General features: G+C 55.5%; 22 protein-coding genes and 1 pseudogene. 20 read left to right on the forward strand and 3 right to left on the reverse strand.

Going from position 1 to position 22,341, the window contains the following annotated elements:
• The first annotated feature begins 102 nt into the window (after positions 1–102).
• From NMD14_03140 to tppA, 6 genes and pseudogenes are all read left to right on the forward strand, one after another.
• Positions 103–639, forward strand: a complete 537-nt coding sequence (locus tag NMD14_03140) for a GspH/FimT family pseudopilin (protein XEI33451.1) — start codon at positions 103–105, stop codon at positions 637–639.
• The gene (gene pilV / locus NMD14_03145; protein XEI34704.1) at positions 636–1,049 is read left to right on the forward strand and encodes a type IV pilus modification protein PilV; all 414 of its coding nucleotides are present in this window, start codon (positions 636–638) and stop codon (positions 1,047–1,049) included. Before NMD14_03140 ends, pilV begins: the two co-directional genes overlap by 4 nt.
• 11 nt (positions 1,050–1,060) lie before the next feature.
• A complete protein-coding gene (locus NMD14_03150; GenBank protein ID XEI33452.1) occupies positions 1,061–2,140 on the forward strand; it encodes a PilW family protein in 1,080 nt (359 codons plus the stop codon).
• Positions 2,141–2,152: 12 nt separating this feature from the next.
• Entirely contained in the window at positions 2,153–2,623 is a 471-nt protein-coding gene (locus NMD14_03155; GenBank protein ID XEI33453.1) for a pilus assembly protein, read from the forward strand.
• A 10-nt stretch (positions 2,624–2,633) separates the two neighbouring features.
• Positions 2,634–5,984 carry a PilC/PilY family type IV pilus protein gene (locus NMD14_03160; protein ID XEI33454.1) on the forward strand — a complete coding sequence of 1,117 codons (3,351 nt, stop codon included), beginning with the start codon at positions 2,634–2,636 and terminating at the stop codon, positions 5,982–5,984.
• Positions 5,984–6,384 (forward strand): annotated as a pseudogene (gene tppA / locus NMD14_03165) (type IVa pilus pseudopilin TppA). The gene NMD14_03160 and the pseudogene tppA overlap by 1 nt, the downstream one beginning before the upstream one ends.
• Before the next feature lie 4 nt (positions 6,385–6,388).
• On the opposite strand, the gene NMD14_03170 reads toward tppA, so the two are convergent.
• Entirely contained in the window at positions 6,389–6,775 is a 387-nt protein-coding gene (locus NMD14_03170) for a type IV pilin protein (GenBank protein ID XEI33455.1), read from the reverse strand.
• 95 nt (positions 6,776–6,870) lie between these two features.
• Here NMD14_03170 and NMD14_03175 point away from each other — a divergent pair, with 95 nt between their 5' ends.
• The 8 genes from NMD14_03175 to luxS all read left to right on the forward strand — a co-directional run bounded on the left by NMD14_03175 (position 6,871) and on the right by luxS (position 14,510).
• On the forward strand, positions 6,871–7,401 hold the full coding sequence (locus NMD14_03175; GenBank protein XEI33456.1) for a GspH/FimT family pseudopilin: 531 nt from the start codon (positions 6,871–6,873) through the stop codon (positions 7,399–7,401).
• Positions 7,389–8,006: a type IV pilin gene (locus NMD14_03180; protein ID XEI33457.1), complete on the forward strand. Its 618-nt coding sequence runs from the start codon at positions 7,389–7,391 to the stop codon at positions 8,004–8,006. The genes NMD14_03175 and NMD14_03180 overlap by 13 nt, the downstream gene beginning before the upstream one ends.
• Before the next feature lie 4 nt (positions 8,007–8,010).
• A complete protein-coding gene (locus NMD14_03185; protein XEI33458.1) occupies positions 8,011–9,117 on the forward strand; it encodes a hypothetical protein in 1,107 nt (368 codons plus the stop codon).
• An 8-nt stretch (positions 9,118–9,125) separates the two neighbouring features.
• A complete protein-coding gene (locus NMD14_03190) occupies positions 9,126–11,258 on the forward strand; it encodes a prepilin-type N-terminal cleavage/methylation domain-containing protein (protein ID XEI33459.1) in 2,133 nt (710 codons plus the stop codon).
• A 100-nt stretch (positions 11,259–11,358) separates the two neighbouring features.
• Positions 11,359–12,981, forward strand: a complete 1,623-nt coding sequence (locus NMD14_03195; protein XEI33460.1) for an NAD+ synthase — start codon at positions 11,359–11,361, stop codon at positions 12,979–12,981.
• Positions 12,982–12,990: 9 nt separating this feature from the next.
• A complete protein-coding gene (glnB, locus tag NMD14_03200; protein ID XEI33461.1) occupies positions 12,991–13,329 on the forward strand; it encodes a nitrogen regulatory protein P-II in 339 nt (112 codons plus the stop codon).
• 50 nt (positions 13,330–13,379) lie between these two features.
• The gene (locus NMD14_03205; GenBank protein XEI33462.1) at positions 13,380–13,982 is read left to right on the forward strand and encodes a hypothetical protein; all 603 of its coding nucleotides are present in this window, start codon (positions 13,380–13,382) and stop codon (positions 13,980–13,982) included.
• 18 nt (positions 13,983–14,000) lie between these two features.
• Positions 14,001–14,510: an S-ribosylhomocysteine lyase gene (gene luxS / locus NMD14_03210; GenBank protein ID XEI33463.1), complete on the forward strand. Its 510-nt coding sequence runs from the start codon at positions 14,001–14,003 to the stop codon at positions 14,508–14,510.
• A gap of 234 nt (positions 14,511–14,744) precedes the next feature.
• On the opposite strand, the gene NMD14_03215 is transcribed toward luxS, so the two are convergent.
• Together NMD14_03215 and NMD14_03220 are read right to left on the reverse strand one after the other, a co-directional pair.
• Positions 14,745–15,434: an LrgB family protein gene (locus NMD14_03215; GenBank protein ID XEI33464.1), complete on the reverse strand. Its 690-nt coding sequence runs from the start codon at positions 15,432–15,434 to the stop codon at positions 14,745–14,747.
• Positions 15,427–15,828 carry a CidA/LrgA family protein gene (locus tag NMD14_03220; protein ID XEI33465.1) on the reverse strand — a complete coding sequence of 134 codons (402 nt, stop codon included), beginning with the start codon at positions 15,826–15,828 and terminating at the stop codon, positions 15,427–15,429. Before NMD14_03220 ends, NMD14_03215 begins: the two co-directional genes overlap by 8 nt.
• A 134-nt stretch (positions 15,829–15,962) precedes the next feature.
• Here NMD14_03220 and NMD14_03225 point away from each other — a divergent pair, with 134 nt between their 5' ends.
• From NMD14_03225 to deoA, 6 genes are all read left to right on the forward strand, one after another.
• Positions 15,963–16,847, forward strand: coding sequence for a LysR substrate-binding domain-containing protein (locus tag NMD14_03225; GenBank protein XEI33466.1), 885 nt, complete (start codon positions 15,963–15,965; stop codon positions 16,845–16,847).
• A gap of 321 nt (positions 16,848–17,168) precedes the next feature.
• Positions 17,169–17,948: a TatD family hydrolase gene (locus NMD14_03230; GenBank protein XEI33467.1), complete on the forward strand. Its 780-nt coding sequence runs from the start codon at positions 17,169–17,171 to the stop codon at positions 17,946–17,948.
• A 216-nt stretch (positions 17,949–18,164) separates the two neighbouring features.
• Entirely contained in the window at positions 18,165–19,439 is a 1,275-nt protein-coding gene (locus NMD14_03235) for a NupC/NupG family nucleoside CNT transporter (protein XEI33468.1), read from the forward strand.
• Between the two features lie 125 nt (positions 19,440–19,564).
• Positions 19,565–19,735, forward strand: coding sequence for a DUF1427 family protein (locus NMD14_03240; protein ID XEI33469.1), 171 nt, complete (start codon positions 19,565–19,567; stop codon positions 19,733–19,735).
• Positions 19,736–20,124: 389 nt separating this feature from the next.
• Positions 20,125–20,898, forward strand: a complete 774-nt coding sequence (gene deoC, locus NMD14_03245; protein XEI33470.1) for a deoxyribose-phosphate aldolase — start codon at positions 20,125–20,127, stop codon at positions 20,896–20,898.
• A 109-nt stretch (positions 20,899–21,007) separates the two neighbouring features.
• Positions 21,008–22,339: a thymidine phosphorylase gene (deoA, locus tag NMD14_03250; GenBank protein ID XEI33471.1), complete on the forward strand. Its 1,332-nt coding sequence runs from the start codon at positions 21,008–21,010 to the stop codon at positions 22,337–22,339.
• Positions 22,340–22,341: the final 2 nt, after the last annotated feature.

The raw sequence follows: 22,341 nt of genomic DNA on the forward strand, positions 1-22,341 counted from the left end.
ATGTCGTTAGTGGATTTGCTTTTGCCGGTCGGAATCTTGCCTTAAAGCAAGATAAACTATCGTTAATGTAGCCTTCAGATCACTACTCGGATGCCTTCAACCATGGACAGGAAGTGCATAGGGCAAGCGGTATATCACTTGCCAACTGGTTTCACCCTCATTGAGCTGATGGTCACCATCGCGCTCACGGCGCTGTTGTTGACCGTTGGCATCCCTTCCTTTAACTCGCTGCTTGGCAGTATGAATATGGTCTCTCAGAGCAACGAATTTGTGCAGGCTCTGCAGCTTGCTCGCACTGAGGCCGTCAGACGTAACCAGACCGTAAGGCTGTCGGCCCTGCCGACCAATGTGAATTCCACTCGTTGGGAGGCCGGTTGGCAGGTCTGGGTAGATGCAAATGCCAATGATCAGCCGGAAGAGCAGGAGCTTATTCGGGTATTTTCTGCCAACGACAAATTAAAGATGACCAGTCAACAAGCGGGGATGCTGATGTTTGCTGGCAATGGTGCTTTTGCTGGGCGCGATACCCAAAGCCGGGAATTTAACCTTCAGACAGTCCCTTGTAACGGAGCAATGGCACGAAAAATTACGGTGTCGGCTATGGGGCAACCATCAGTACAGGAGGTCCCATGTTCATAGGCCGTTACAGAGGTTTTTCATTGCTGGAGGTGATGATTGCAGTATTGATCCTGGGCGTGGGTCTGCTCGGGATGGCAACGTTGCAATTGCAGGCCTTACGCAGTGGTCAGGCGGCACTCAACAGTACCGAAGTCACGCAGGCGGCCAATCTGGTGGTCGATTTGATGCGAGCCAATCGGGGTGCCGCACTTTCCGGTCAGTATGATCTCACGCTAGGGGAGCAGCCGGCAGGTAGTTCGCAGGCCGCAGATGACTTGCGCTATTGGCGACAAATGCTGACCAATTTACCCAGTGGAGATGGCTCAATATTGGTCGTTCAAGGCAGGGTCACGGTGACCATACAGTGGTCGCCGCGCCCTGTCGCCGGTGAAGAGGATTTGCGCAGCTTCGAGTTGAGGGCAGATTTATGACACGAGCAATAATGCGCCGACAAGCCGGTGTTGGCCTGATTGAGGTGATGATTAGCCTGGTGTTGGGGCTATTTATTGCGGGAGTCATCATTCAGGTTTTTTTAGGTAATCACCGCACTTATTTGGTGTCAGAAACCCTGGCCAGAGTGCAGGAAAACAGCCGTTTTGCCACCGGGCTGCTAGAGCGAGAGTTGCGCCCTGCGACTTATATGGGGTGTCTGAGCAAACAAGGGGTGCCAATATTCAACACCCTGAACAGCACCGCGCTCCCCTACGACTTTTCGGTCGGTTTGCGGGGTGGTGATAATATTTCGGCGGTGCCAACGTTTGCCGCCAGTTTGTTTAATGGTAGTGAGCCAACCCCCAAAATCAATACTGATGTTCTGCTTGTTCAGGGGACCGTTGGTAATGGTGTTCCAGTAGTTAAAAATAACAATGGTGCCCAGCTTTTTGCCCAGTTGCTATCTACCAGACCCAATTATTGTGTGCCAGGCCAATCAGGCTACAGTGATCTGTGCGAAGGTGATGTTGTGATGGTATCTGATTGTCAAAAGGCTCGGGTATTTCAAATCACTAATCTGACTACGGCAGGCGGTGAACTTAACGTGGTGCACTCCGCAGATAAAAAATATACCCCAGGTAATAAAATTAATAATTGGGGGGGGGCTTCTGGTAATGGTGGTAGTACACCGGCAGAGGAGATATTTGGTGCGGGAGCCATGATCCATCGTCTGGAAACCAAAATGTATTATATTGCCCGCGCCAATAACACCCAGGATTGGGGACTCTATCGAAAAATCAATGCACAACCGGGTGAGTTGCTAATAAAGGGGGTGATGGATTTACAGCTCACCTATGGTGAGGATCTGAATCAGGATCGTGCAGTCGATCGTTATGTAGCAGCCAATAATGTGACAGATTGGAGTGATGTGGTCGGGATAGGTTTTGCATTGCTGCTACGCAGTGAGCAAGGTGGTGTGGTCACCAAGCCGCAAGCCATCAGTTTTGCGGGTGCCACTTTTCAGAGTAGTGACCTGCACTGGTATCGCAGCGTTGAGTCAACCGTTGCCCTGCGCAACCGATTACCATAGGGAAGAGAGGCGATGAAACAAAGGGGAATGGTGCTGATCCTTAGCCTGATTTTCCTGGTGGTGATCAGTCTGCTAGCGATGGCCGGGATGCGTGGTGGCCTATTACAGGAAAAAATGGTCGGAAATTACAAAGAGACCCAACTGGCGTTACAGGCGGCTGAAGCCGCATTGCGTGAAGCGGAGCGTTATCTCGATGGGGGTGATCCGGGACCTTTTGACAACAGTGCGGGGCTCTATGATTTATTGACCACCGCAGTGGACCCCCACGCCAATACCACCACTTGGCGCAGCTATACCAATGCCGGTAGCGCGGGCCCCTTACCTCAGTATTACATCGAACGACTCCCTTTTGCGCAGGCGCAAAATGACAGCCTGGCCGCCGATGAAGCACAGGGAGAGCGCCGCCTTTATCGTATCACCGCCCGTGGATTTGGCTTGTCAGCGGACAGCCAGGTACTGCTGCAAACCACTTTCAGTCGATAGGAGCCTTATCATGCACGGTAAATTATGGGTGTCGGTGTTGTTGGCCAGTATGACCTTGCCTGTCACTGCGATAGACCTGGCGCAAGTGCCGCTTTATCTTGCGGTGCGCGCCGAACCCAATATTATGTTTACCCTGGATGACTCGGGTTCCATGCATTTCGAAATTATGCCGGAATCATTGATAGAAAATAATGCGCGTTATGTCTACCCAAGGGCTAATAAAATATATGGCAATGCTGATTATGATAACTACACGATAACTTTTGATAGTAATAACGATCGCAATGCCTATACCCGTTCTAACTATAATAATAAGTTATATTATAATCCGCTGGTCACGTATCGACCTTGGGTAAAGGCGGATGGATCCTTGATGCCTCCGGCACCGATCACCCGTGCGCCTCACAATCCATTTCATACCAGCAATAACCTTGATGCGTGCTGTCGTAATCTGACAGTAGACAATAAAGAGTATGCTAATGCTGATAATGCATTATTCTATAAAGAATTTTCCTCTGACAGTAGAAATGGAACAGAAACATTCTGGCCAGCTGTCTACTTTGACTATAAGGGAAGCGGTGATGTTAAAAATTATAAGAGCTACAATCGGGTAGAAATTCGCCCTGGTAACACTTACCCTAATCGCCCCGCTCGCAGCGATTGTGCCAGTAAACCGGTCTGTAGCTATGAGGAAGAAATTCAAAACTTTGCGAACTGGTACACCTATTATCGTTCCAGAATTTTAGCGGCACGTGCCGGAGTGGGACGTGCTTTTGCCACCCAAAGCGACGGTATTCGGGTGGGGTTTGCGACCATTAATGCTAATCCCACCATAGTGAAGGATGTGTTGGCGTTCAAAGATGCCGCCCGTACCGATTTTTTCACATCACTCTACGAGCGTAATATCCCTGCCGCTGGGACACCATTACGCACCGCCCTCAAAGATGTCGGCGAATACTTTAAGAGCAAAAGCAATAATGGCCCTTGGGCAACAACACCCGGTAGTGCGTTACCACACCTGACCTGTCGTCAGAGTTATAACATTTTGATGACCGATGGCTATTGGAATGGAGACTCGCCGGGGGTCGGTGATACTGATGGAGATAAATACAGTAATACGCTGGCGGATGTCGCTTATAAGTATTGGAAAGAGGACCTGCGCCCTGATTTGGCTAACAAGGTGCCAACCAGCAGTGCTGATAATGCCAACTGGCAACATCTGGTCAATTTTACGGTCGGCTTTGGGGTTAACGGCACCAAGGATCCTGCCAATGGTATACCCACATCCTGGCCAAATCCAGCCAGCGGTAATGCCGAGAAAATCGATGATCTGTGGCATGCGGCAGTCAACAGCCGGGGGGATTTTTTTAGTGCCACCGATCCCGATGAATTTGCCACGGCGCTCAGTAGCACCTTAAGTCAGATTGCCGCCCGTAACAGCTCAGCCAGCTCGGTCACCGCCAATGCGACGCGACTCAATGATGGCAGCCAAATTTACCAAGCACGTTTTAACAGTGGCGATTGGTCTGGGCAGTTGCTTGCTATTGCCTTGGCGAAAGATGGTTCATTGGGCAGCACCCTGTGGGATGCGGCGCAAAAAATACCACAGCCTGCAGTGCGAAAGGTGTTTACCTGGCAAGCTGGAGCCGGGGTTGAGTTTACATGGAATGCCCTGAATGATGCTAATAAAGCCTTGCTCGCCATTAATAATGACGGGCTTGGTCAGGCGCGGCTGGACTATTTGCGTGGCGAACGAAGTCAAGAGCAGGCGCAGGGGGGGGGAATGCGCAATCGCAGTGGCATCCTCGGTGATATCGTTAACTCGGATCCCCTGTTTGTCGGCAAAAAAGATTATGGTTACGCCAGCGCATCCGGGTTGATCGACAGCGAACGCGATGCCTATCGCCTTTTCCAGAATGCCAATTTACAAACTCAACGGGTGCCAATGATCTATGTCGGCGCCAATGATGGGATGTTACACGGTTTTCGGGCGACGGATGGGGTCGAGCAAATGGCCTATTTGCCTGCGGACTTGTTGGGTCATGTCAGCGCGCTGACTCAGCCCGCTTATAACCATCGCTACTTTGTGGATGGCTCTCCCCGAGTAGGGGACGCCTATATCAACAATGGGTGGAAAACCGTATTGCTTGGTCACACCGGTGCCGGGGGCAGCGCTGTTTTTGCACTCGATGTGACCAACCCAACCAATATGGCCGCCAATAAGGTGCTGTGGGAGTTTAGTCGTGCCAGCAAAGATGGCGGCGAGATGGGAGTGGCACTGGCCACATCGACGCTAGTCAGGGTCAAGGCAGACAATAAATGGGTTGCGTTGGTGGCCAATGGTTATAACAGCATTAGCCACACCGCTCGCCTGTTTGTGCTGGATCTGGCGACCGGTGCCGTGTTGAAGGAGCTCGATACCAAAATGGGCAATGCCACAGCGCCTAATGGATTATCCAGCCCGCTGCCAGTGGATGCTGATGGTGATCGGGTGGTGGATTATGTCTATGCAGGAGATCTGCAAGGTAATTTGTGGAAGTTTGATCTTAGCGGCAACATTGCCCAGTGGGATGTGGCGATAAAACAAGGTAAACCGTTATTCACTGCGTGTGATGGCAGCTGTAGTGCGACGACTCGTCAGCCAGTGACCATTCGCCCCGTTGCGATTCGGCATCCTCAAGGGGGGGTTATGGTGTTATTTGGTACCGGCAGTTACATCGCCAATAGCGATAAAGTGGTGCCCGCCCAACCTCGCCTCGACGCGGTATATGGCATTTGGGACAAAGATAACACCGAGGTCGGGGCCGGGTTGCTGACTACGCAATCTATTACTCATGAATTTGTCGCCGATGGTATTAATCGAATGTTTGATACCAGGGTGGTCTCTAATATCAACGTTGATTACCAGACCAAGCGTGGTTGGTTGCTGAAGTTGAAATCGCCCGGTGCCAGCACCGGAGTCGGTGAGCGAGTTGTGAGCGAGATGATTTATCGTAATAATCGGCTGATCTTTAATACCTTGATCCCGTCGTTGGATGCGTGTGATTTTGGTGGGCGCTCCTGGTTAATGGAGATCGACCCCCTTTCTGGCGCTCGGCTTAATTACTCTGTATTCGATGTTAATGGTGACGGAGCGATTAATGACAAGGATTATGTGACTATTGATGATGGTAATGGCGGCCAAATCAGGGTACCGGTCAGTGGTAAGCTGTTTGATGAACTGACCACGACCCCCAGTGTCGTTGAAGATGGTGAGTTAGAGCGAAAATATATGAGTGGTTCGAGTGGCAATGTCACTGTGACCCTTGAGCAGGGCGCAGGCGAACAGGGAGGAAGACAATCTTGGCTGCAACTCCAGTAATGCGTTCTGGCGGTTTTTCCCTGATGGAGCTGATGATTGTCGTGGCTGTCATCGCCATTCTGGCCGCGATCGCCTATCCCAGTTACAACAGCTACATGGCAACTGCCAAGCGAGCCGAAGCCAAGGCGGCCCTGCTGGAAGCGGCGCAATATCTGGAGCGGGAGTTTACCGCCAATGGCAATTACGACGCTGGTAACCTGGTCTCTGCCGGCTTGGCGACCCTGCCGAGGGGGGGGCTGCTTATTACCATGTCGCGCTCAATGCCAGCGGGGCCCGTTATACCCTGACTGCGATTCCGACCGGTGTGATGAATGGAGACCCCTGCGGCTTGCTGACTCTGGATCAGGGGGGGCAGCAGGGGGTATCGATGGCCAGTATGACGGCAGCCGAGTGCTGGTAGTCAGTTACCAGCACTCCGCGGGGGTCTTGATGTCAGCTTTGTTGATGGTCAGGGTATCACAGGCTGTATTGCCAGCCTTGTCACCAACTTGAGCCCCTTTGGTGGTGGCTACCAGAGTGTAGGCGGTGGCGCTGGCGCCAGAAATGGTAAAGGTGTAGTAATCACTGGTCGGATTGCCCACACTGGCTACGGCACTGCTGTAACTGGCATTGGAGATGCGAAACTCTTCCTGTTTGAGCTGCATGGTCAGCAAGCCCTTGATGGCATCGGCCCGGCGAGATTTACGCAGGCCGTCGGTAAAGCTCGGGTAGGCGACGGCGGCAATGATGGCCACGATGGCAACGACTACCATCAATTCCAGCAGTGTGATTCCGGATTGTTTGATTCTCATGGGGGCGGCAGGGTTCGTTAAACAGATAGATACTATAGGATAGTACTGACATCATACTCTACTGGCATGTGCGAAAAGAAAGGAGTCTTTAGCCAATGGAATGCGCAGAGAGCCGCTCCGCCGGTTTTACCATGATTGAATTGATGATCGCAGTGGCTCTGGTGGCCTTGCTGCTAACCATTGCTATACCCAGTTACCAGTCATTGCGCCAGGAGCAGATGGTCAAGGCGGCTACTCAGGCCGTTTACACAGATGTGATGCTGCTTAAGTCAGAGGCGATAAAGCGTAACAGCAGTCTCTCCCTGATTGTGTTCAACAGTGGCGCGAGCAACTGGTGTTACCGCATCGCGATTGATGGTGCGGGCAGTTGCACCGGTTGTAACGATACCTGCTCATCCCTGGATGGGCGCAAAGGGGCAGATGCCAGTGAATTTGCTGGCGTAAATCTGACGACCAGTTATAGCGGTGGCAAGCTCACCTTTTCCCCTCGCCGTGGTACCTTGCCAAGTGGCAATATCACCCTTGCCAGTAATGGGGCCAGCATGAAGATCATGACCAGCAATCTGGGCCGGGTACGCACCTGTGCTATCAGTAGTTTGGGGGGGGAGGTTACATGCAGCGACTGAGGATGCATGGCTTTAACATCGTCGAGCTAATGGTCGCTATGGTGGCTGGTTTGCTGCTGGTTGCCGCAGTGACATCGCTGTTTGCCACCATTCTGAAGGCCAATCATACCGCCATGCAGACCAGCCGTTTGAACCAGGAGTTGCAGAGCATCACCGATATGATTGCTCGTGATGGACAGCGCGCTGGTTATGATTGGGCGGCTACATCGTTTCTCGCTGCTGTGTCGGGGGCCAGATCCCCCTTCTATTTCGACACGAGCAGCGACCTGATGAGCGAAACGTCAACGGGCACCCAAGTTTATCGCTGCATCAGGCTGAAATACGATGATAATGACAACGGTTCGCTTGATGCCGATGAGACGTTTGTTTACAGCTACGACACTACAAAGAAAGGGGTGAAGCTGGGCGACAGTTGTACCACCGGCTCTCTGCTCAGTACGGATGACACCATAGAGGTTACGGCCCTGACCTTCTCGCTGCTTGGCAGTAGCGTCTCGTCCGGCGCACGAACTGTGCGTCTGAGTATCACCGGCCAGCATAAGGCAAACACTGCCCTTAAATTGACCCTGCAGCGGGATATCAAGCTGCGCAACGACGGGTACTGATACCATGAAACGTCACTCCGGCTTTACCACCTTTACGATTACCTTGCTGCTTATCCTGATCCTGCTCGGCATCTCGCTGCTGGTGGGTAAGTTGATGGTAGCGGATCGCCGTATCAGCCTGAACGAGGTGCAGTATCGTCAGGCGCTAGCGTTGGCTGAGTTGGGGTTGGCTGACGGGGTCGGGCGGCTTGTACAGGATACCAGCTGGCGTACCGTCAGCGGCGGGGTCACGGTTAGCGCGGCGGCGGGTAGTTATACCCTCTTTGCGCTTGATGAGCCGGCCCTGACCGTGGGGGGGACGACGGTGATACCGGTTCGAGTGCGTGCCCAGGCCACCTTGGCCGACAATAGCGCCAATGCGGCGGCCGAGGTCAAGACCATCAAGGTGAGTGTGTTGGCCGGGACCCCGGCTGCCCCCCTGACGGTTGCCGGCGGTATGGCCGTCTCCGGCAACTTCACCGTTGTCGCCAATCCCAATGGCGGCGGGCTAGGTGTGCCGCTCTCCATCTGGACCGATGATAATGTTGATCTGACCAACGGTACTAGCCAGACCTGTCATCAGGAGGATTATCCCTGTTCTGCCACGAATAGTATCAGCCGGGATGGCAATAAAAACTCAGATATCAAGGACAATGATTCAGCCTTTCCTACCGATCTGGTCTGGTATCTGTTCAACGAGAAAGACGATGCCACTGGCTGGGCCAATCTGGAGTCGCGGGCGCTGCAGATGCTGAACAATTGTGATTCCCTGTCGACCGCCTCGCGCGGGTTGATCATTGTCGATGGCGACTGCAAACCGGGCGGATCGATCGGCTCGGTGAGCGCCCCCGTCGTGCTTATCGTGCGTAACGGCGACTTGACGGTCAACGGGAACGCTACCCTGTACGGCATGGTGTTTGCCTATTCATCCGATCCCGACGATGCAACCACGGACATCAGCCTGAAGGGGGGTGCCATCGTCAACGGTGCCGTGGTCGCCAATTACCAGCTAGGCAAGACGGCTAACGGTACCTTCGATGCCAAGTATGATCAGACGGTGCTGAGTAATATTGCAAATGGGGCTGCATTTCAGAGCATCAATTTGGTGCCCGGCAGTTGGCGAGATTGGTAGGAGCAAGGATGAAACAGTACAAGGGATTTGGATTGTTGGAGATTTTAATCACGCTGGTGTTGCTCGGCGTGGGGGTGGCCGGATTGGTGGCCATGTCGCGCGGGCTCTTGGGCTCCTCCCAGGATGGGCGCCGCTATGAGGTGGCCATGCGACTGGCGGAGTCAAAACTCGATGAGTTTCGCACTTTCAACGGGGTGGTGAGCGCGGTCTCGCCGCTTACGGCCTATATCAGTATTGCCGCCGGGAGCACCACCACCACGCCTACCAATGGCGGAGGGAGCTACTCCCTGAGCTGGACCGTCAGTAATCAGTACTGGAACGGGACTGGCTGGTCAGCCACGATGCCGGCGGGGTATCTCTACACCTATCCGGGTCGCAAGATTATCAATGTGACGGTTGGCTGGAGCGACAGCGCGGGGCAAGCCCGTTCGCTGCTGCTTTCCGGTGCCGTCTCGCCAACCGAGTCGCTGGCCACTAATCAGATGCAGGGGGGGGGGCTCGATACCAGCCGGCCCAAACCTAAAGTCACTTATACGCCGGGCGCTGTACCAGATGTGGTGTCGGTAGATCTTGGCAATGGTAGCAAGAAAGAAACCAGTAAACCGCTGCCACACATTACCGGCAATGCGGGAACGAGCCGCTTGATCCAGTTTGACTCGATCACCTATCAAACACAGGGGGATAATAACAACAAGCAATCACTGCAGGATACAGCATCCGTGCTCTGTTCTTGCTCAACCAGCGGGACGCCTGAGAAAGCGTATCTACCGGGGATTCCCTATTATTCAGCGACTGATAAGGTGCAGTATTGGAAAGTAGGCGAGCAAGTAGTAAAGAGTGTCGGTGGGTTAAGCGGGAACAACAAGCAGGAGCCCCTGTGCGCGTCCTGCTGTCGCGAGCACTATGATGTGGCTGACAAGGGCTTTTCGGGATATTTCTCCCCGTTGAATATGACCCGTGGCCGCTATCGCTTAAGTGGTTCATCGCTACAAGCGGTGACCAGTGGTGATTATATCGATGCCTGCCGCTTCGTCAGGCTGGATGGCACATATCGCCCCGCCCCCGATTGGCACTTGGTCAGCCTTACCACGTTTTCGTCTACGTTTCTCAACGATACCACCAATCTTGCGAATTATCAGGCCTATATAGCCTATGTCATCCGTGAGCATGTAAAGTGGCAAAAGTCGGCATTTTCTGGCAAAAGTGATGCATCTTGGTCTGCTGTCACCTCATCTCCGGCTATCCAGACATTCAATACCTGGTTAGCGAATAATAGAGCTGGTAGCCCCAACACAGATTTGACGACACCTATAGGGACGGTTCAGCTAATTAGTCGTGGTATTTATGTGGATATTATGTCGCCCAGCTATTTAACCAATGAAGTATTTAAGGGCGCTGTGACGGAGCCTGATATTGCCAAGGTTCCTTTTCAGGATGTCAATATGACTTTGCTCAATGAGTGGAGCAGTGACAATAGTACCAAATTGACAGTGACGAGTCAGCCAATTGCGACTGTCGTTGATCCTGAAAAAAATTATTATGGAACTTATAGTCGAGGTCGTTTAACTGCTAATGCTTCAACTTATTCTGGTAACCCACCGACTAGTAATTCAATCACTATAACCGCAAAAAGTTATCAGGGTAATTCTGGTGTGGTGGGCAGTCCAATATTGCCAGAAGATATTACTGATGCCATTGTATCTACAGTGAAAGTTAATATTCAAGACTCCGCCCAGTCGCCTAGAACTAATATCAATGGTGTAATTAAATGCTTGGATCTGAATACGACGTATATTGGTTCAGGTAAAGATAGGGTGACAGTGAATAGCGCTGTACCTTGTACACAAACGTCTAAAAATTTGACAGACATTGTTAGCAATAGCAACGTAACCTGCTCGGTGCAAGATATTGGTGCGCCAGCGGAGGCGAGCTATTCATGTTCTGGTCCAGCAGGTAGTTTTTTCACCCTGATGTTCAGCAAGAACAAGTATCAATTTGTTCCTGCAGCAGGACAGCAATTGACCCTACCAACTAGTGGCACGCTTCCTGGTGGCTGTGTTTTGATGGTGTCAAATGACTTGAAAAATGCGATCCCTGCTCCAACCCCAGCAATACAAACTAGTTGTGACATCGCACCTTGACGATATCATTACGGTTGTAACTCTGCCTCCCAAGGCGCTGGCACAGCCAGCGCCTTTTCTTTATCATTCCCCATCATTTTTGATTTTAAGATGCATCGCCATGGCAAAAGCCCTCTCTCTGATGCTTGCCCAGTTGAATCTGACGGTAGGCGCCATCGAAGATAACACTGACAAAGTGATCGCTGCGGCGGCTCAGGCCGAGCAGCAAGGTGCCGATCTGCTGGTCTGCTCCGAGCTGGCCCTGACCGGCTATCCACCGGAAGACTTGCTGCTGCGTGCCGATCTGATGATCCGGGTCGATGCCGCGCTGGCTCGCATTGCTGAATGGCAGGGCAACTGTGCCATTTTGGTGGGGCACCCCTGGCGTGAAGGTGAGGCGCTCTATAACGCCGCCTCCCTCTATGAGCAGGGCAAGCTGATTGCCCGTTACTTCAAGCAAGACTTGCCCAACTACGGGGTATTCGACGAGAAGCGCTACTTCACCGCTGCAAACGAGACCTGCGTGGTGCCGTTCCGTGGTTACCAACTGGGCTTGCTCATTTGTGAAGACCTGTGGCAACCGGGCCCGGCGCTGGCCGCCAAGGCAGCAGGAGCTGAGCTGCTGCTCACCATCAATGCGTCGCCGTACGATCAGGAGAAACCCTGGATCCGCCGCGAGCTGATGGCGGAGCGCTGCGATCAGACTGGCCTGCCGCTGGTCTATCTCAATCAGGTCTGTGGTCAGGATGAGTTGATTTTCGACGGCTGCTCCAAGGTGTTCAACAGCCAGGGCGAGTTGATCCACAAGCTCGCTCCGTTTGCCGAAGAGTTGGCGCTGGTACGTTTTGCCGATGGCCAGCCGGTGAAAGAGCGGGAACCCGCGGCGCCGCTGGAACCCTTGGCCGAGACCTATCAGGCGCTGGTGCTGGCGGTGCGTGACTATGTCACCAAGAACGGTTTTCAGGGGGCGGTGCTGGGCCTCTCCGGCGGGATCGACTCGGCGCTGACGCTCGCTATCGCGGCCGATGCCATCGGGGCGGACAAGGTACAGGCGGTGATGATGCCGTTCCGCTACACCGCCCAGATGAGTGTGGAGGATGCCAAGGAGCAGGCCGAGCGGATGGGGGTGGAGTTTAATATCATCTCCATCGAGCCGATGTTCGAGGGCTTTATGGCCCAGCTGGCGCCGCTGTTCGAAGGCACCACCCGCGATACCACCGAAGAGAACCTGCAGGCGCGCTGCCGCGGTGTGCTGCTGATGGCGCTCTCCAACAAACGTCGTCGTATCGTGCTGACTACCGGTAACAAGAGCGAAATGGCGGTCGGTTATGCCACCCTGTACGGTGACATGGCGGGCGGTTTCGACGTGCTGAAAGATGTGCCCAAGACGCTGGTCTTCAAATTGTGCGAATATCGCAACTCGGTTGACTACGTGATCCCGCAGCGGGTTATCGACCGTCCGCCTTCAGCGGAGCTGGCACCGGATCAGGTGGATCAAGACAGTCTGCCGCCGTACGACATCCTGGATGCGATCCTCAAGCGTTACGTGGAAGAGGATGCCTCGGTCGCTGACATGGTGGCGGAGGGCTTCGAGGAGGCGGTGGTGCGCAAGGTGATCCGGCTGGTGGATCTCAACGAATACAAGCGCCGTCAGGCGGCGGTCGGGCCCCGCATCACGGCTCGCAACTTTGGTAAGGATCGCCGTTACCCCATTACATCCGGGTTCGGTAAACAGAACTGGTAAGGAGCCACCATGAAGAAGATTGAAGCCATCATCAAACCGTTCAAGCTGGACGATGTGCGCGAGGCCCTGGCCGAGATCGGCATCAACGGCATGACCGTCTCCGAAGTCAAAGGGTTCGGGCGCCAGAAGGGCCACACCGAGCTCTATCGCGGCGCCGAATATATGGTCGATTTCCTGCCGAAAGTGAAGGTGGAGCTGGTGGTGCAGGACGAAGAGCTCGACGCTTGTCTGGAAGCGATCCAGAATACCGCTCGCACCGGCAAGATTGGTGATGGCAAGATCTTCGTCTGCGAGGTGGAGCGTGTCATTCGTATCCGTACCGGCGAAGAGAACGAAGACGCGATCTGACCTTGGCTATCTCTTTACCTGGCCAGAGGTGCGAAGCGCGACCTCATTTGATGGGTTGGATGCGCTTCGTGGTGGTGGCCAGCCTGCTGGCGGGCCTGACCGCCTGCAGTTCCCGCCCGCCGGCTCAGCCGGAGGATCTGTGTCAGATCTTTCGCGAGAAGCCGGAGTGGCACAAGGCCGCGCTCAAGATGAACAAGAAGTGGGGGACGCCGATCCATGTGGTGATGGCCATGATGTATCAGGAGTCCTCCTTTGTGCACGATGCTCAGCCGCCGATGCAGTATTTCCTTTTCATCCCGACCGGGCGGGCCAGTTCGGCCTATGGTTATGCTCAGGTCAAAGATGAAACCTGGGCTGATTACCAGCGGGAAACCGGCAACAGCTGGAGTGACCGCGATGACTTTGCCGACGCCATCGACTTCATGGGTTGGTACACTAACAAAGCTCAGCGGCTCAATGGCACCTCTAAATGGGATGCCTATGGCCAGTATCTCAATTATCACGAAGGGTTGGGTGGCTATCGGCGTGGCAGCTACCGTGCCAAGGGGTGGCTGATGAAGGTCTCCCGCAAGGTGGAGGCCCGTGCCCAACGCTACGGCGCCCAGTATCGACAATGCAAGGATCGGCTCTCCAGCGGGGGCTGGTTTTCGTAACCAAATCAGGAGTCAGAAATGCCGTTATTGGACAGTTTTACCGTTGACCACACCCGCATGGCAGCCCCGGCGGTACGTGTGGCCAAGACCATGCAGACCCCTAACAAGGACACCATTACCGTGTTCGACCTGCGTTTTTGCATGCCGAACCAGGAGATCCTCTCCGAGCGCGGTATCCACACTCTCGAGCATCTGTTTGCCGGCTTCATGCGTGATCACCTGAACGGCAACGGGGTGGAGATCATCGATATCTCCCCCATGGGTTGCCGGACCGGCTTCTACATGAGCCTGATCGGTGCGCCTGACGAAGCCCGGGTTGGCGCAGCCTGGCAGGCCGCCATGAGCGACGTGCTGACCGTGCAGGAGCAGGGCAAGATCCCCGAGCTGAATGAATACCAGTGCGGTACCTACAGCATGCACTCGCTGGAAGAGGCTCATGCCATCGCCCGCCACGTGCTGGAGCGCGGCATCGGTGTCAACCGCAATGACGAGCTGGCTTTGCCGGAAGAGAAACTGAAAAGTCTGTGAGGCAGATGAGCTGTCGCTCATCGAGAAAACGGCTTATGCCACCCCTACCGAGTGGTGTGCGTCAAGCCTCTTCCAGTGAATGTTGGGCTTCACGTCGTTTAGCACCAACCGACGACTTAGCCCAACATACAAGATGCAGCTCAGCAACAAACAAAAGGTCATATAACTCATCCCGGCGCACTCTTTTCAATGAGGGCGGCGCCGGGATCGGCACAGCGGTAACAGCGGTTCAGGCTACCAGAACAGCTTGCCCAGCAGGGGAGCGATCAGCACGGTCACCATGCCGGCGATCATCATCACCATGCTGGATACCACCCCCTCCTCGTTGCCCATCTGATAGGCCCTGGCAGTACCGGCGCCGTGAGCCGAGGCGCCAAAACCCGCTCCTTTGCCGAGTCGGCTACGAATGGCCAGCACGGTGAGCACGCTCTCTCCCACCGCCATACCCGTCACCCCGGTTAGCACCACAAACAGCGCGGTGAGATCGCTCTGACCGCCGATGGCGCGGGTCGCCTCCACCGCAAACGGGGTGGTGATGGAACGCATCGCCAGACTGCGTTGCAGCATGTCGGAGAGATCCAGCCAGCGGGCTAGCAGCACGGTACTGCCCACCGCCATGATGACGGAAGCAGCCACCCCCACCGACAGCGACAGCCAGTGGCGGCGAATGAGCTGGCGGTTCTCGTAAACCGGCACCGCGAAGGCGACGGTGGCCGGGCCCAGCAGCCAGAGCAGCCAGTGGGATTCGGCCATGTAATCCTGATAGGGGATGTGGAACAGCAGCACTACCGCCACCAGCAGCGTCGGTGCCAGCAGCAGCGGCATCAGCGGCAGGATGCGTTTTTTGCCATAGAGCCACTTGCTGGCGTAGTAGAAGATCAGGGTCAGGGCGAAGCAGAGCAGCCCGAGCAGGTTATCAGACATGACGGCGACTCCGGCGGGCCAGTTTCAGTTCGAGGCGGTAAACCCTGTCCACCACCAGCGCCGTGGTGCCGAGCACCAGCGTGGTGCTCACCAGTACCACCACCATGATGCGCCACCCCTCCTGCAACAGCAGATCCTGATAGTTGACCACCGCCACCACGGCGGGCACGAAGAACAGCAGCATCTCCGTCAGCAGCCAGCGGGCTCCGGCCTCAAACCACTGCGCCTTGACCACGCCGAGCAGGATGCAGACCAACAGCAACAGCATGCCGGTGAGGTTGGCGGGCAACGGCAGATGGAGGGTGCGCACCGCGGTATCGGACAGCAGCCAGATGGCTGCCAGCAATACAATCTGGAAGGGGGTCTGTAACCAGCGCAAGCAGAGGGCTTTCATGATCATCATCTTTCTGTGAACCGGCTCACAGTATAGAGTTGAGCAAAACCTGCCAAAAATGAATTAAAATTATCAAATTCATGCCAAATAGGCATGCTTCATCCCATCCCTGCCAACACGAGTCGAGAGAGTCCATGGATATTCGCGCCCTGCGCTATTTTGTCGAACTGGTTCGGGAGCAGAGCTTCACCCGCGCCTCAGAAAAGCTGTTCGTCACCCAGCCCACCATCAGCAAGATGATCCGCAATATCGAAGAGGAGCTGGGCCAGCCCCTGCTCAATCGGGAGGGGCGTCGCTTCACCCTGACCGACAGCGGCCAGGTGCTGTTCCAGCGGGCCCAGACCATTCTGGCCGAGATGCAGCAGCTGGAGGCGGAGCTGGCCGATCTGCAGAGCTTGCAACACGGTCGTCTCACCCTCGGCATTCCCCCCATGGTGGGCCACGTCTATGCGGATCTGATCCGCGCCTACCGCACCCGCTACCCCAAGGTGGAGCTGACGCTGGCGGAGTACGGCGGTCGCCGCATTGAACAGGCCGTGCTGGAAGGGGAGCTGGATCTCGCCATCACCATGCTGCCGACCAAAGAGGAGGGGGCCCTCAGTGCGCTGGAGCTGGATCAATACCCGATCAGGGTAGTGCTGCCGGATCAACCACGCTGGCGTGGCGAGGCGCCGCTGCGGCTGGAGTCCCTGCAGGAGGAGCCCTTTCTGCTCTATACCCAGGCATTCACCCTGAGCGAGCGGCTGGAGCAGGCGTGTCAGGATGCAGGCTTTGTGCCGCAGGTGGCGGCGCGCAGCAGTCAGTGGGATTTTCTCACCGCCATGGTGCGCAGTGGCATGGGGGTCGCCTTCTTGCCGGAGCCGGTCTGCAACCGGCTGACCCCGGATGGTCTGGTGCTGCGACCGCTGGAGCCAGCACTGAGCTGGCGACTCGGGGTGATCTGGCCGAACGAGCGCTATCTGTCGCGCACCGCCGAGGCCTGGCTGGCCCTCTGCCGCAAGCGGCAGGCGCCTCACTGAGGTACCCTGATTTTCACAGACAGTCCCGATTGTTACGATGAGTTGATCGGGGGTATTCAATGTAATCAAGAGCGCATTATTCACCGGTGTGTCGCGCAGAAGCCGTTAGGCTGGTATTGGAGCAAGGCGGATGATCGATTTGACGGTCGGCGTCGAGGTAGGCGCTGGATGAGTTAGTCGCGCACGTCATGAGCCGTGCGGGGAGTGGCCGCCATTCCTACAAGGCTCCCCCTCGGTACTATGATCATCAGTACCCGTTCAATCAGGATAAAGCCGTTGTTTTCGATGACCCATTAAATACCGCAAACAGGTGTGAGTGATATGCAACTGATCGATACCCATTGCCATCTCGACTTTCCGGTGTTCGACCAGGACAGGGAGGCGTTGCTGGCCCGTTGCCGGGCATTGGGGGTGACGGAGTATATCATTCCTGCCATCACAGAGGATAACTGGACTCGTGTGATGGCGCTTGCAGCGCCGCATGACGGCCTCTTTTATGGCCTGGGCATTCATCCCTGGTATGCCGGTGAGCAGCGGGAGGGGGTGATGGAGCGGCTACGAACGCTGGTGATGAGCCAACCTGCCGGGTTGGTGGCCATTGGCGAGTGTGGGCTGGACCTGCGCTCTCATGTGCCGCAGGACGGTCAGCTTGCGCTGTTTGAGGCTCAGATCCGGCTGGCCGTCGATGCCGGGCTACCCCTGATAATCCACTCGGTACGCGCCAATGACACCGTTGCCAAGCTGTTGCGCCGTGTCAAGCCGCCACGTGGCGGGGTGATCCACGCCTTTAGCGGTTCGCTGCAGCAGGCGGAAGCATTCTGGCAACTGGGCTTTCGACTCGGAGTGGGCGGGGTGATCAGTTTTGAGCGGGCGAACAAGACGCGAGACGTATTTCGGGCTATGCCGCTTGAGGCTCTGGTGCTGGAAACCGATTCGCCCGATATGCCGTTGCAAGGTGAACAAGGCACCAGAAATACGCCGGAAGCGCTGCCGAAGATAGCGGAAATATTGATGACGTTGCGGAAGGAATCATCGACAGATGTTGCCAAGGTGTTACTTGAAACTGCCCGGCATATTTTCCATCACGATCAATTGCAGTGAAACAAAATTGCAACAAGCGATTAAGTTATCAGGAAAAAAAACGAGCATAAAAATCGTTTGCTGTCTAAATTTGTGACACTTGGATATTTTGATAACGATAAAATGTGACCCGCATTCTATTTTATTGGACTTTAATTAGTATAATGCGCTCCCCTTGATTAGCTGAGTTTAATAACAACTCACTAACAAGCCAGGTGCTACTAGAGGAAGATAATAATGAATTTGCTCATGGGTCTGGTAGGGATGGCGACGCTCGTCCTTATCGCGGTGCTGTTCTCCAGCAATCGCAAGGCAATCAACGTTCGTACCGTGGTGGGAGCGTTCTTAATTCAAGCCGGTCTGGGGGCGTTTGTCCTCTATGTACCGGTCGGTCGCGATATCCTGGTCGGTGTGTCCAGCGCCGTCTCCAGTGTGATCAGCTACGGCCAAAACGGGATTGACTTCCTGTTCGGCGGTCTGGTCAGCAACAAGATGTTTGAAGTGTTCGGTGGCGGCGGCTTTATCTTTGCCTTCCGTGTTCTGCCGGTCATCATCTTCTTCTCTTCCCTGATTGCCGTGCTCTACTACCTGGGCATCATGCAGATAGTCATCAAGTTGCTGGGCGGCGGCCTGCAGAAAGTACTGGGTACTTCCCGCACTGAATCCCTGTCTGCGACTGCCAACATCTTCGTCGGTCAGACCGAAGCGCCGCTGGTGGTTCGTCCCTACATCTCCAAGATGACTGACTCCGAGCTGTTCGCGGTCATGTGTGGTGGCCTGGCTTCTGTTGCCGGTTCCGTACTGGCCGGTTACGCGTCCATGGGCGTGAAGATGGAGTACCTGATTGCTGCCTCCTTCATGGCTGCACCGGGTGGTCTGCTGTTCGCCAAGCTGCTGGTTCCCGAGACCGAGACCCCGAACTACGACGAAAGCTCTAGCGATGCCGAGCTGGATGACAAGCCTGCCAACGTCATTGACGCGGCTGCAGCTGGCGCCTCTGCCGGTATGCAACTGGCCCTGAACGTCGGCGCCATGCTGCTGGCCTTCATCGGTCTGATCGCCATGATCAACGGCATCTTCTCCGGTGTGGGTGGCTGGTTCGGTTATCCGCAACTCTCTCTGGAGTTGCTGCTGGGCTGGATCTTCTCCCCGCTGGCCTTCCTGATCGGTGTGCCCTGGAATGAAGCCGTGGTTGCCGGTTCCTTCATCGGTCAGAAGCTGGTGGTGAACGAGTTCGTGGCTTACCTGAACTTTGCTCCGTACCTGAAAGATGAAGTGCTGATCAACGGCGTGGCCATGTCTGCCCACACCAAGGCGATCATCTCCTTCGCTCTGTGTGGTTTTGCCAACCTCTCCTCTGTTGCCATCCTGCTGGGTGGTCTGGGATCCATGGCGCCGAACCGCCGTGGCACCATTGCCCGCTTTGGTCTGAAAGCCGTACTGGCTGGCTCTCTGTCCAACCTGATGTCTGCCACTATCGCAGGCTTCTTCCTGGCGCTGTCCGGCATGTAATAGCCGCCTGACTGACAGGGTATAAACACCAACGCCACGGCATCTGCTGTGGCGTTCGTGTATGGAGCGGTGACAACCGTTTTCCTATCTAAACTAATAATAAAATGAGTCAAATCGGAGGTTATATGAATGAAGTGTTACTGGCGATTGCGGCCGGCTTTATCGTTGGCTTGTTGTTTTCTTTCCTCAAATTGCCGATCCCGGCACCTCCCGTTTTGTCCGGGGTAATGGGGATCGTCGGGGTTTATCTGGGGGGGATCGCCTACTCCTGGATCCTGACCCGTTTTTTCTCTTAAGCGTTTTCCAGACCCGGATTTGCCTGATGTGAGGTACCTCTGAAATTGGCAAATCCGGCTTGCAAACAGCGGGTATCTCGGCTGAAATAGGCGATGCCAGCAGGGTGCTGGCATTGACTAATACCTGATTAAGTCAGGTGTTGGCGGTCAAATGGAATTGATTGGGAACTCGGGTCAGCGGTTGTCGGCCTTTCTCAAGTCTTCATGGAACCAAGTCCGCACTTTTGTAAAAAAGTGACAGGGCTCTTGCCTTATTTGCAGCCGTATTGCCTCTGCATTGCGCTGTAATTCCATATCCCCTTTATCCGGGGTCTACTCTTGCCGATCCTGTGTGTTAGGTGGAGATAGAGCTTGGGTTGTGGGAAACATCGAGACTTTGGAGACATAGCATGACCGATCTGAAACTGGCCGCCCAACGCGCCCTGAACCTGATGGACCTGACCACCCTGAACGATGACGACACCGATCAGAAGGTCATCGACCTGTGCCGCAAGGCCAAGTCACCGGCTGGCCTGACCGCCGCCGTCTGCATCTACCCCCGTTTTATCCCTATCGCTCGCAAGACCCTGCGTGAGATCGGCGCTGCCGATGTACGCATTGCGACCGTGACCAACTTCCCGCACGGCAACGACGACATCGAGATCGCCGTGGCCGAGACCCGTGCAGCAGTCGCCTACGGTGCTGACGAAGTGGACGTGGTGTTCCCGTACCGCGCCTTCATGGCGGGTAATGAACAGATCGGTTTTGATCTGGTCAAAGCCTGTAAAGAGGCCTGTGGTGCCAACGTGCTGCTGAAAGTGATCATCGAAACCGGCGAGCTGAAAGAAGAGGCGCTGATCCGTCGCGCTTCCGAAATCTGTATCGATGCCGGTGCTGACTTCATCAAGACCTCTACTGGCAAGGTGCCGGTCAATGCGACTCCGGAAGCGGCCCGCATCATGATGGAAGTGATCAAGGCCAAGAATCCGAAAGTCGGCTTCAAGCCGGCGGGTGGCGTGAAAGATGCCGCCGTTGCCGGTCAGTACCTGGCCATGGCCGAAGAGATCCTCGGCAACGACTGGGTATCCGCCCGTACCTTCCGCTTTGGTGCATCCAGCCTGCTGGCCAGTCTGCTGGCCACTCTGGGGCATGGCGACAAGCCGGCCAACACCAGCGGTTACTAATAGGTTGATGAGAGGGCGGACTGCTGTCCGCCCTGTTAGCCCCCACCATGCGGTGTGCGGGCAAGGATTCAGGCTTGTGTAACGCCAGCACTGGCGGAGGGAATGAAAGATGTTTTTGCCTCAAGAAATTATTCGCAAGAAGCGCAACGGTGAAGCGCTCAGTACCCAAGAAATTCAATTCTTCGTTCAGGGCATTACCAACAACACCATCGGTGAGGGGCAGATTGCCGCCTTGGCGATGGCGGTCTACTTCAAAGACATGACCATGGATGAACGGGTTGCCCTGACCTGCGCCATGCGCGACTCCGGCATGGTGCTGACCTGGGATCACCTCAATCTGGGTGGCCCGATTGTCGACAAGCACTCTACCGGCGGTGTGGGTGACGTTGTCTCTCTGATGCTTGGCCCGATGGTTGCTGCCTGCGGCGGTTTTGTGCCGATGATCTCCGGTCGTGGCCTGGGGCACACCGGCGGCACCCTCGACAAACTGGATGCCATTCCTGGCTACCAGACCTCGGTCGACAACGACCGTTTCCTGAAAGTGGTGAAAGAGGCGGGTGTCGCCATCATCGGCCAGACCGGCGATCTCGCCCCGGCTGACAAGCGTATCTATGCAGTACGGGACATCACCGCCACCGTCGAATCTATCGCGATGATCACCGGCTCCATTCTCTCCAAGAAGCTCGCCTCCGGGCTCGAAGCGCTGGTGATGGATGTGAAAGTGGGCTCCGGCGCCTTTATGCCGACCTTTGAAGCCTCCGAAGAGCTGGCCAAGAGCATTGTTGCCGTGGCCAACGGTGCCGGTTGCCGCACGTCAGCGCTCTTGACCGACATGAATCAGGTGTTGGCCTCCAGCGCCGGTAACGCGGTGGAAGTGCGCGAAGCGGTGCGCTACCTGACCGGTGAATATCGCAACCCGCGGATCCACGAAGTGACCATGGCGCTGTGTGCCGAGATGCTGATCTCCGCCGGTCTGGCCAGCGACGAGCGCGATGCCCGCGCCAAGCTGCAGGCGGTGCTGGATAACGGCAAGGCAGCCGAGATCTTCGGTCGCATGGTGACGGGTCTCGGTGGTCCGGCCGATTTCATGGAGCGTTACGATGGTTACCTGCCCAAAGCCGCCATCGTGCGCCCGGTCTATGCGGCCAACAGCGGCTTCGTGACCGCCATGGACACCCGCGAGCTGGGTCTGGCCGTGGTCGCCATGGGCGGTGGTCGCCGCGCTGCCGGTGACAAACTTGATTATGCGGTCGGTCTGACCGACTTTATCCGCCTGGGTCAAGGCGTCGATGCTGACAAGCCGCTCGCCCTGATCCACGCTCAAACTGAAGAGCAATTCGCTCAGGCAGCCAGCATGGTGCAGGCTGCCGTCAAGATCGGTGACACCCGACCAGAGGCGCTGCCCGAGGTCTACCGTCGCATCAGTCTGGCTGATTTGTAACA

Origin of the sequence: Aeromonas veronii, assembly GCA_041319085.1 — a bacterium.
Taxonomy (GTDB): Bacteria; Pseudomonadota; Gammaproteobacteria; order Enterobacterales; family Aeromonadaceae; genus Aeromonas; species Aeromonas veronii_F.

What these genes read in the sequence shown, in the direction of transcription:
- deoA (XEI33471.1), top strand. Translation starts at nt 21,008, where the DNA reads ATGTTTTTGCCTCAAGAAATTATTCGCAAGAAGCGCAACGGTGAAGCG.
- NMD14_03155 (XEI33453.1), top strand. Translation starts at nt 2,153, where the DNA reads ATGAAACAAAGGGGAATGGTGCTGATCCTTAGCCTGATTTTCCTGGTG.
- NMD14_03170 (XEI33455.1), bottom strand. Translation starts at nt 6,775, where the DNA reads ATGAGAATCAAACAATCCGGAATCACACTGCTGGAATTGATGGTAGTC.
- NMD14_03220 (XEI33465.1), bottom strand. Translation starts at nt 15,828, where the DNA reads ATGAAAGCCCTCTGCTTGCGCTGGTTACAGACCCCCTTCCAGATTGTA.
- NMD14_03180 (XEI33457.1), top strand. Translation starts at nt 7,389, where the DNA reads ATGCAGCGACTGAGGATGCATGGCTTTAACATCGTCGAGCTAATGGTC.
- NMD14_03225 (XEI33466.1), top strand. Translation starts at nt 15,963, where the DNA reads ATGGATATTCGCGCCCTGCGCTATTTTGTCGAACTGGTTCGGGAGCAG.
- NMD14_03195 (XEI33460.1), top strand. Translation starts at nt 11,359, where the DNA reads ATGGCAAAAGCCCTCTCTCTGATGCTTGCCCAGTTGAATCTGACGGTA.
- glnB (XEI33461.1), top strand. Translation starts at nt 12,991, where the DNA reads ATGAAGAAGATTGAAGCCATCATCAAACCGTTCAAGCTGGACGATGTG.
- NMD14_03240 (XEI33469.1), top strand. Translation starts at nt 19,565, where the DNA reads ATGAATGAAGTGTTACTGGCGATTGCGGCCGGCTTTATCGTTGGCTTG.
- NMD14_03175 (XEI33456.1), top strand. Translation starts at nt 6,871, where the DNA reads ATGGAATGCGCAGAGAGCCGCTCCGCCGGTTTTACCATGATTGAATTG.
- NMD14_03140 (XEI33451.1), top strand. Translation starts at nt 103, where the DNA reads ATGGACAGGAAGTGCATAGGGCAAGCGGTATATCACTTGCCAACTGGT.
- NMD14_03205 (XEI33462.1), top strand. Translation starts at nt 13,380, where the DNA reads ATGGGTTGGATGCGCTTCGTGGTGGTGGCCAGCCTGCTGGCGGGCCTG.
- NMD14_03150 (XEI33452.1), top strand. Translation starts at nt 1,061, where the DNA reads ATGCGCCGACAAGCCGGTGTTGGCCTGATTGAGGTGATGATTAGCCTG.
- NMD14_03160 (XEI33454.1), top strand. Translation starts at nt 2,634, where the DNA reads ATGCACGGTAAATTATGGGTGTCGGTGTTGTTGGCCAGTATGACCTTG.
- NMD14_03230 (XEI33467.1), top strand. Translation starts at nt 17,169, where the DNA reads ATGCAACTGATCGATACCCATTGCCATCTCGACTTTCCGGTGTTCGAC.
- NMD14_03185 (XEI33458.1), top strand. Translation starts at nt 8,011, where the DNA reads ATGAAACGTCACTCCGGCTTTACCACCTTTACGATTACCTTGCTGCTT.
- luxS (XEI33463.1), top strand. Translation starts at nt 14,001, where the DNA reads ATGCCGTTATTGGACAGTTTTACCGTTGACCACACCCGCATGGCAGCC.
- deoC (XEI33470.1), top strand. Translation starts at nt 20,125, where the DNA reads ATGACCGATCTGAAACTGGCCGCCCAACGCGCCCTGAACCTGATGGAC.
- NMD14_03235 (XEI33468.1), top strand. Translation starts at nt 18,165, where the DNA reads ATGAATTTGCTCATGGGTCTGGTAGGGATGGCGACGCTCGTCCTTATC.
- NMD14_03190 (XEI33459.1), top strand. Translation starts at nt 9,126, where the DNA reads ATGAAACAGTACAAGGGATTTGGATTGTTGGAGATTTTAATCACGCTG.
- NMD14_03215 (XEI33464.1), bottom strand. Translation starts at nt 15,434, where the DNA reads ATGTCTGATAACCTGCTCGGGCTGCTCTGCTTCGCCCTGACCCTGATC.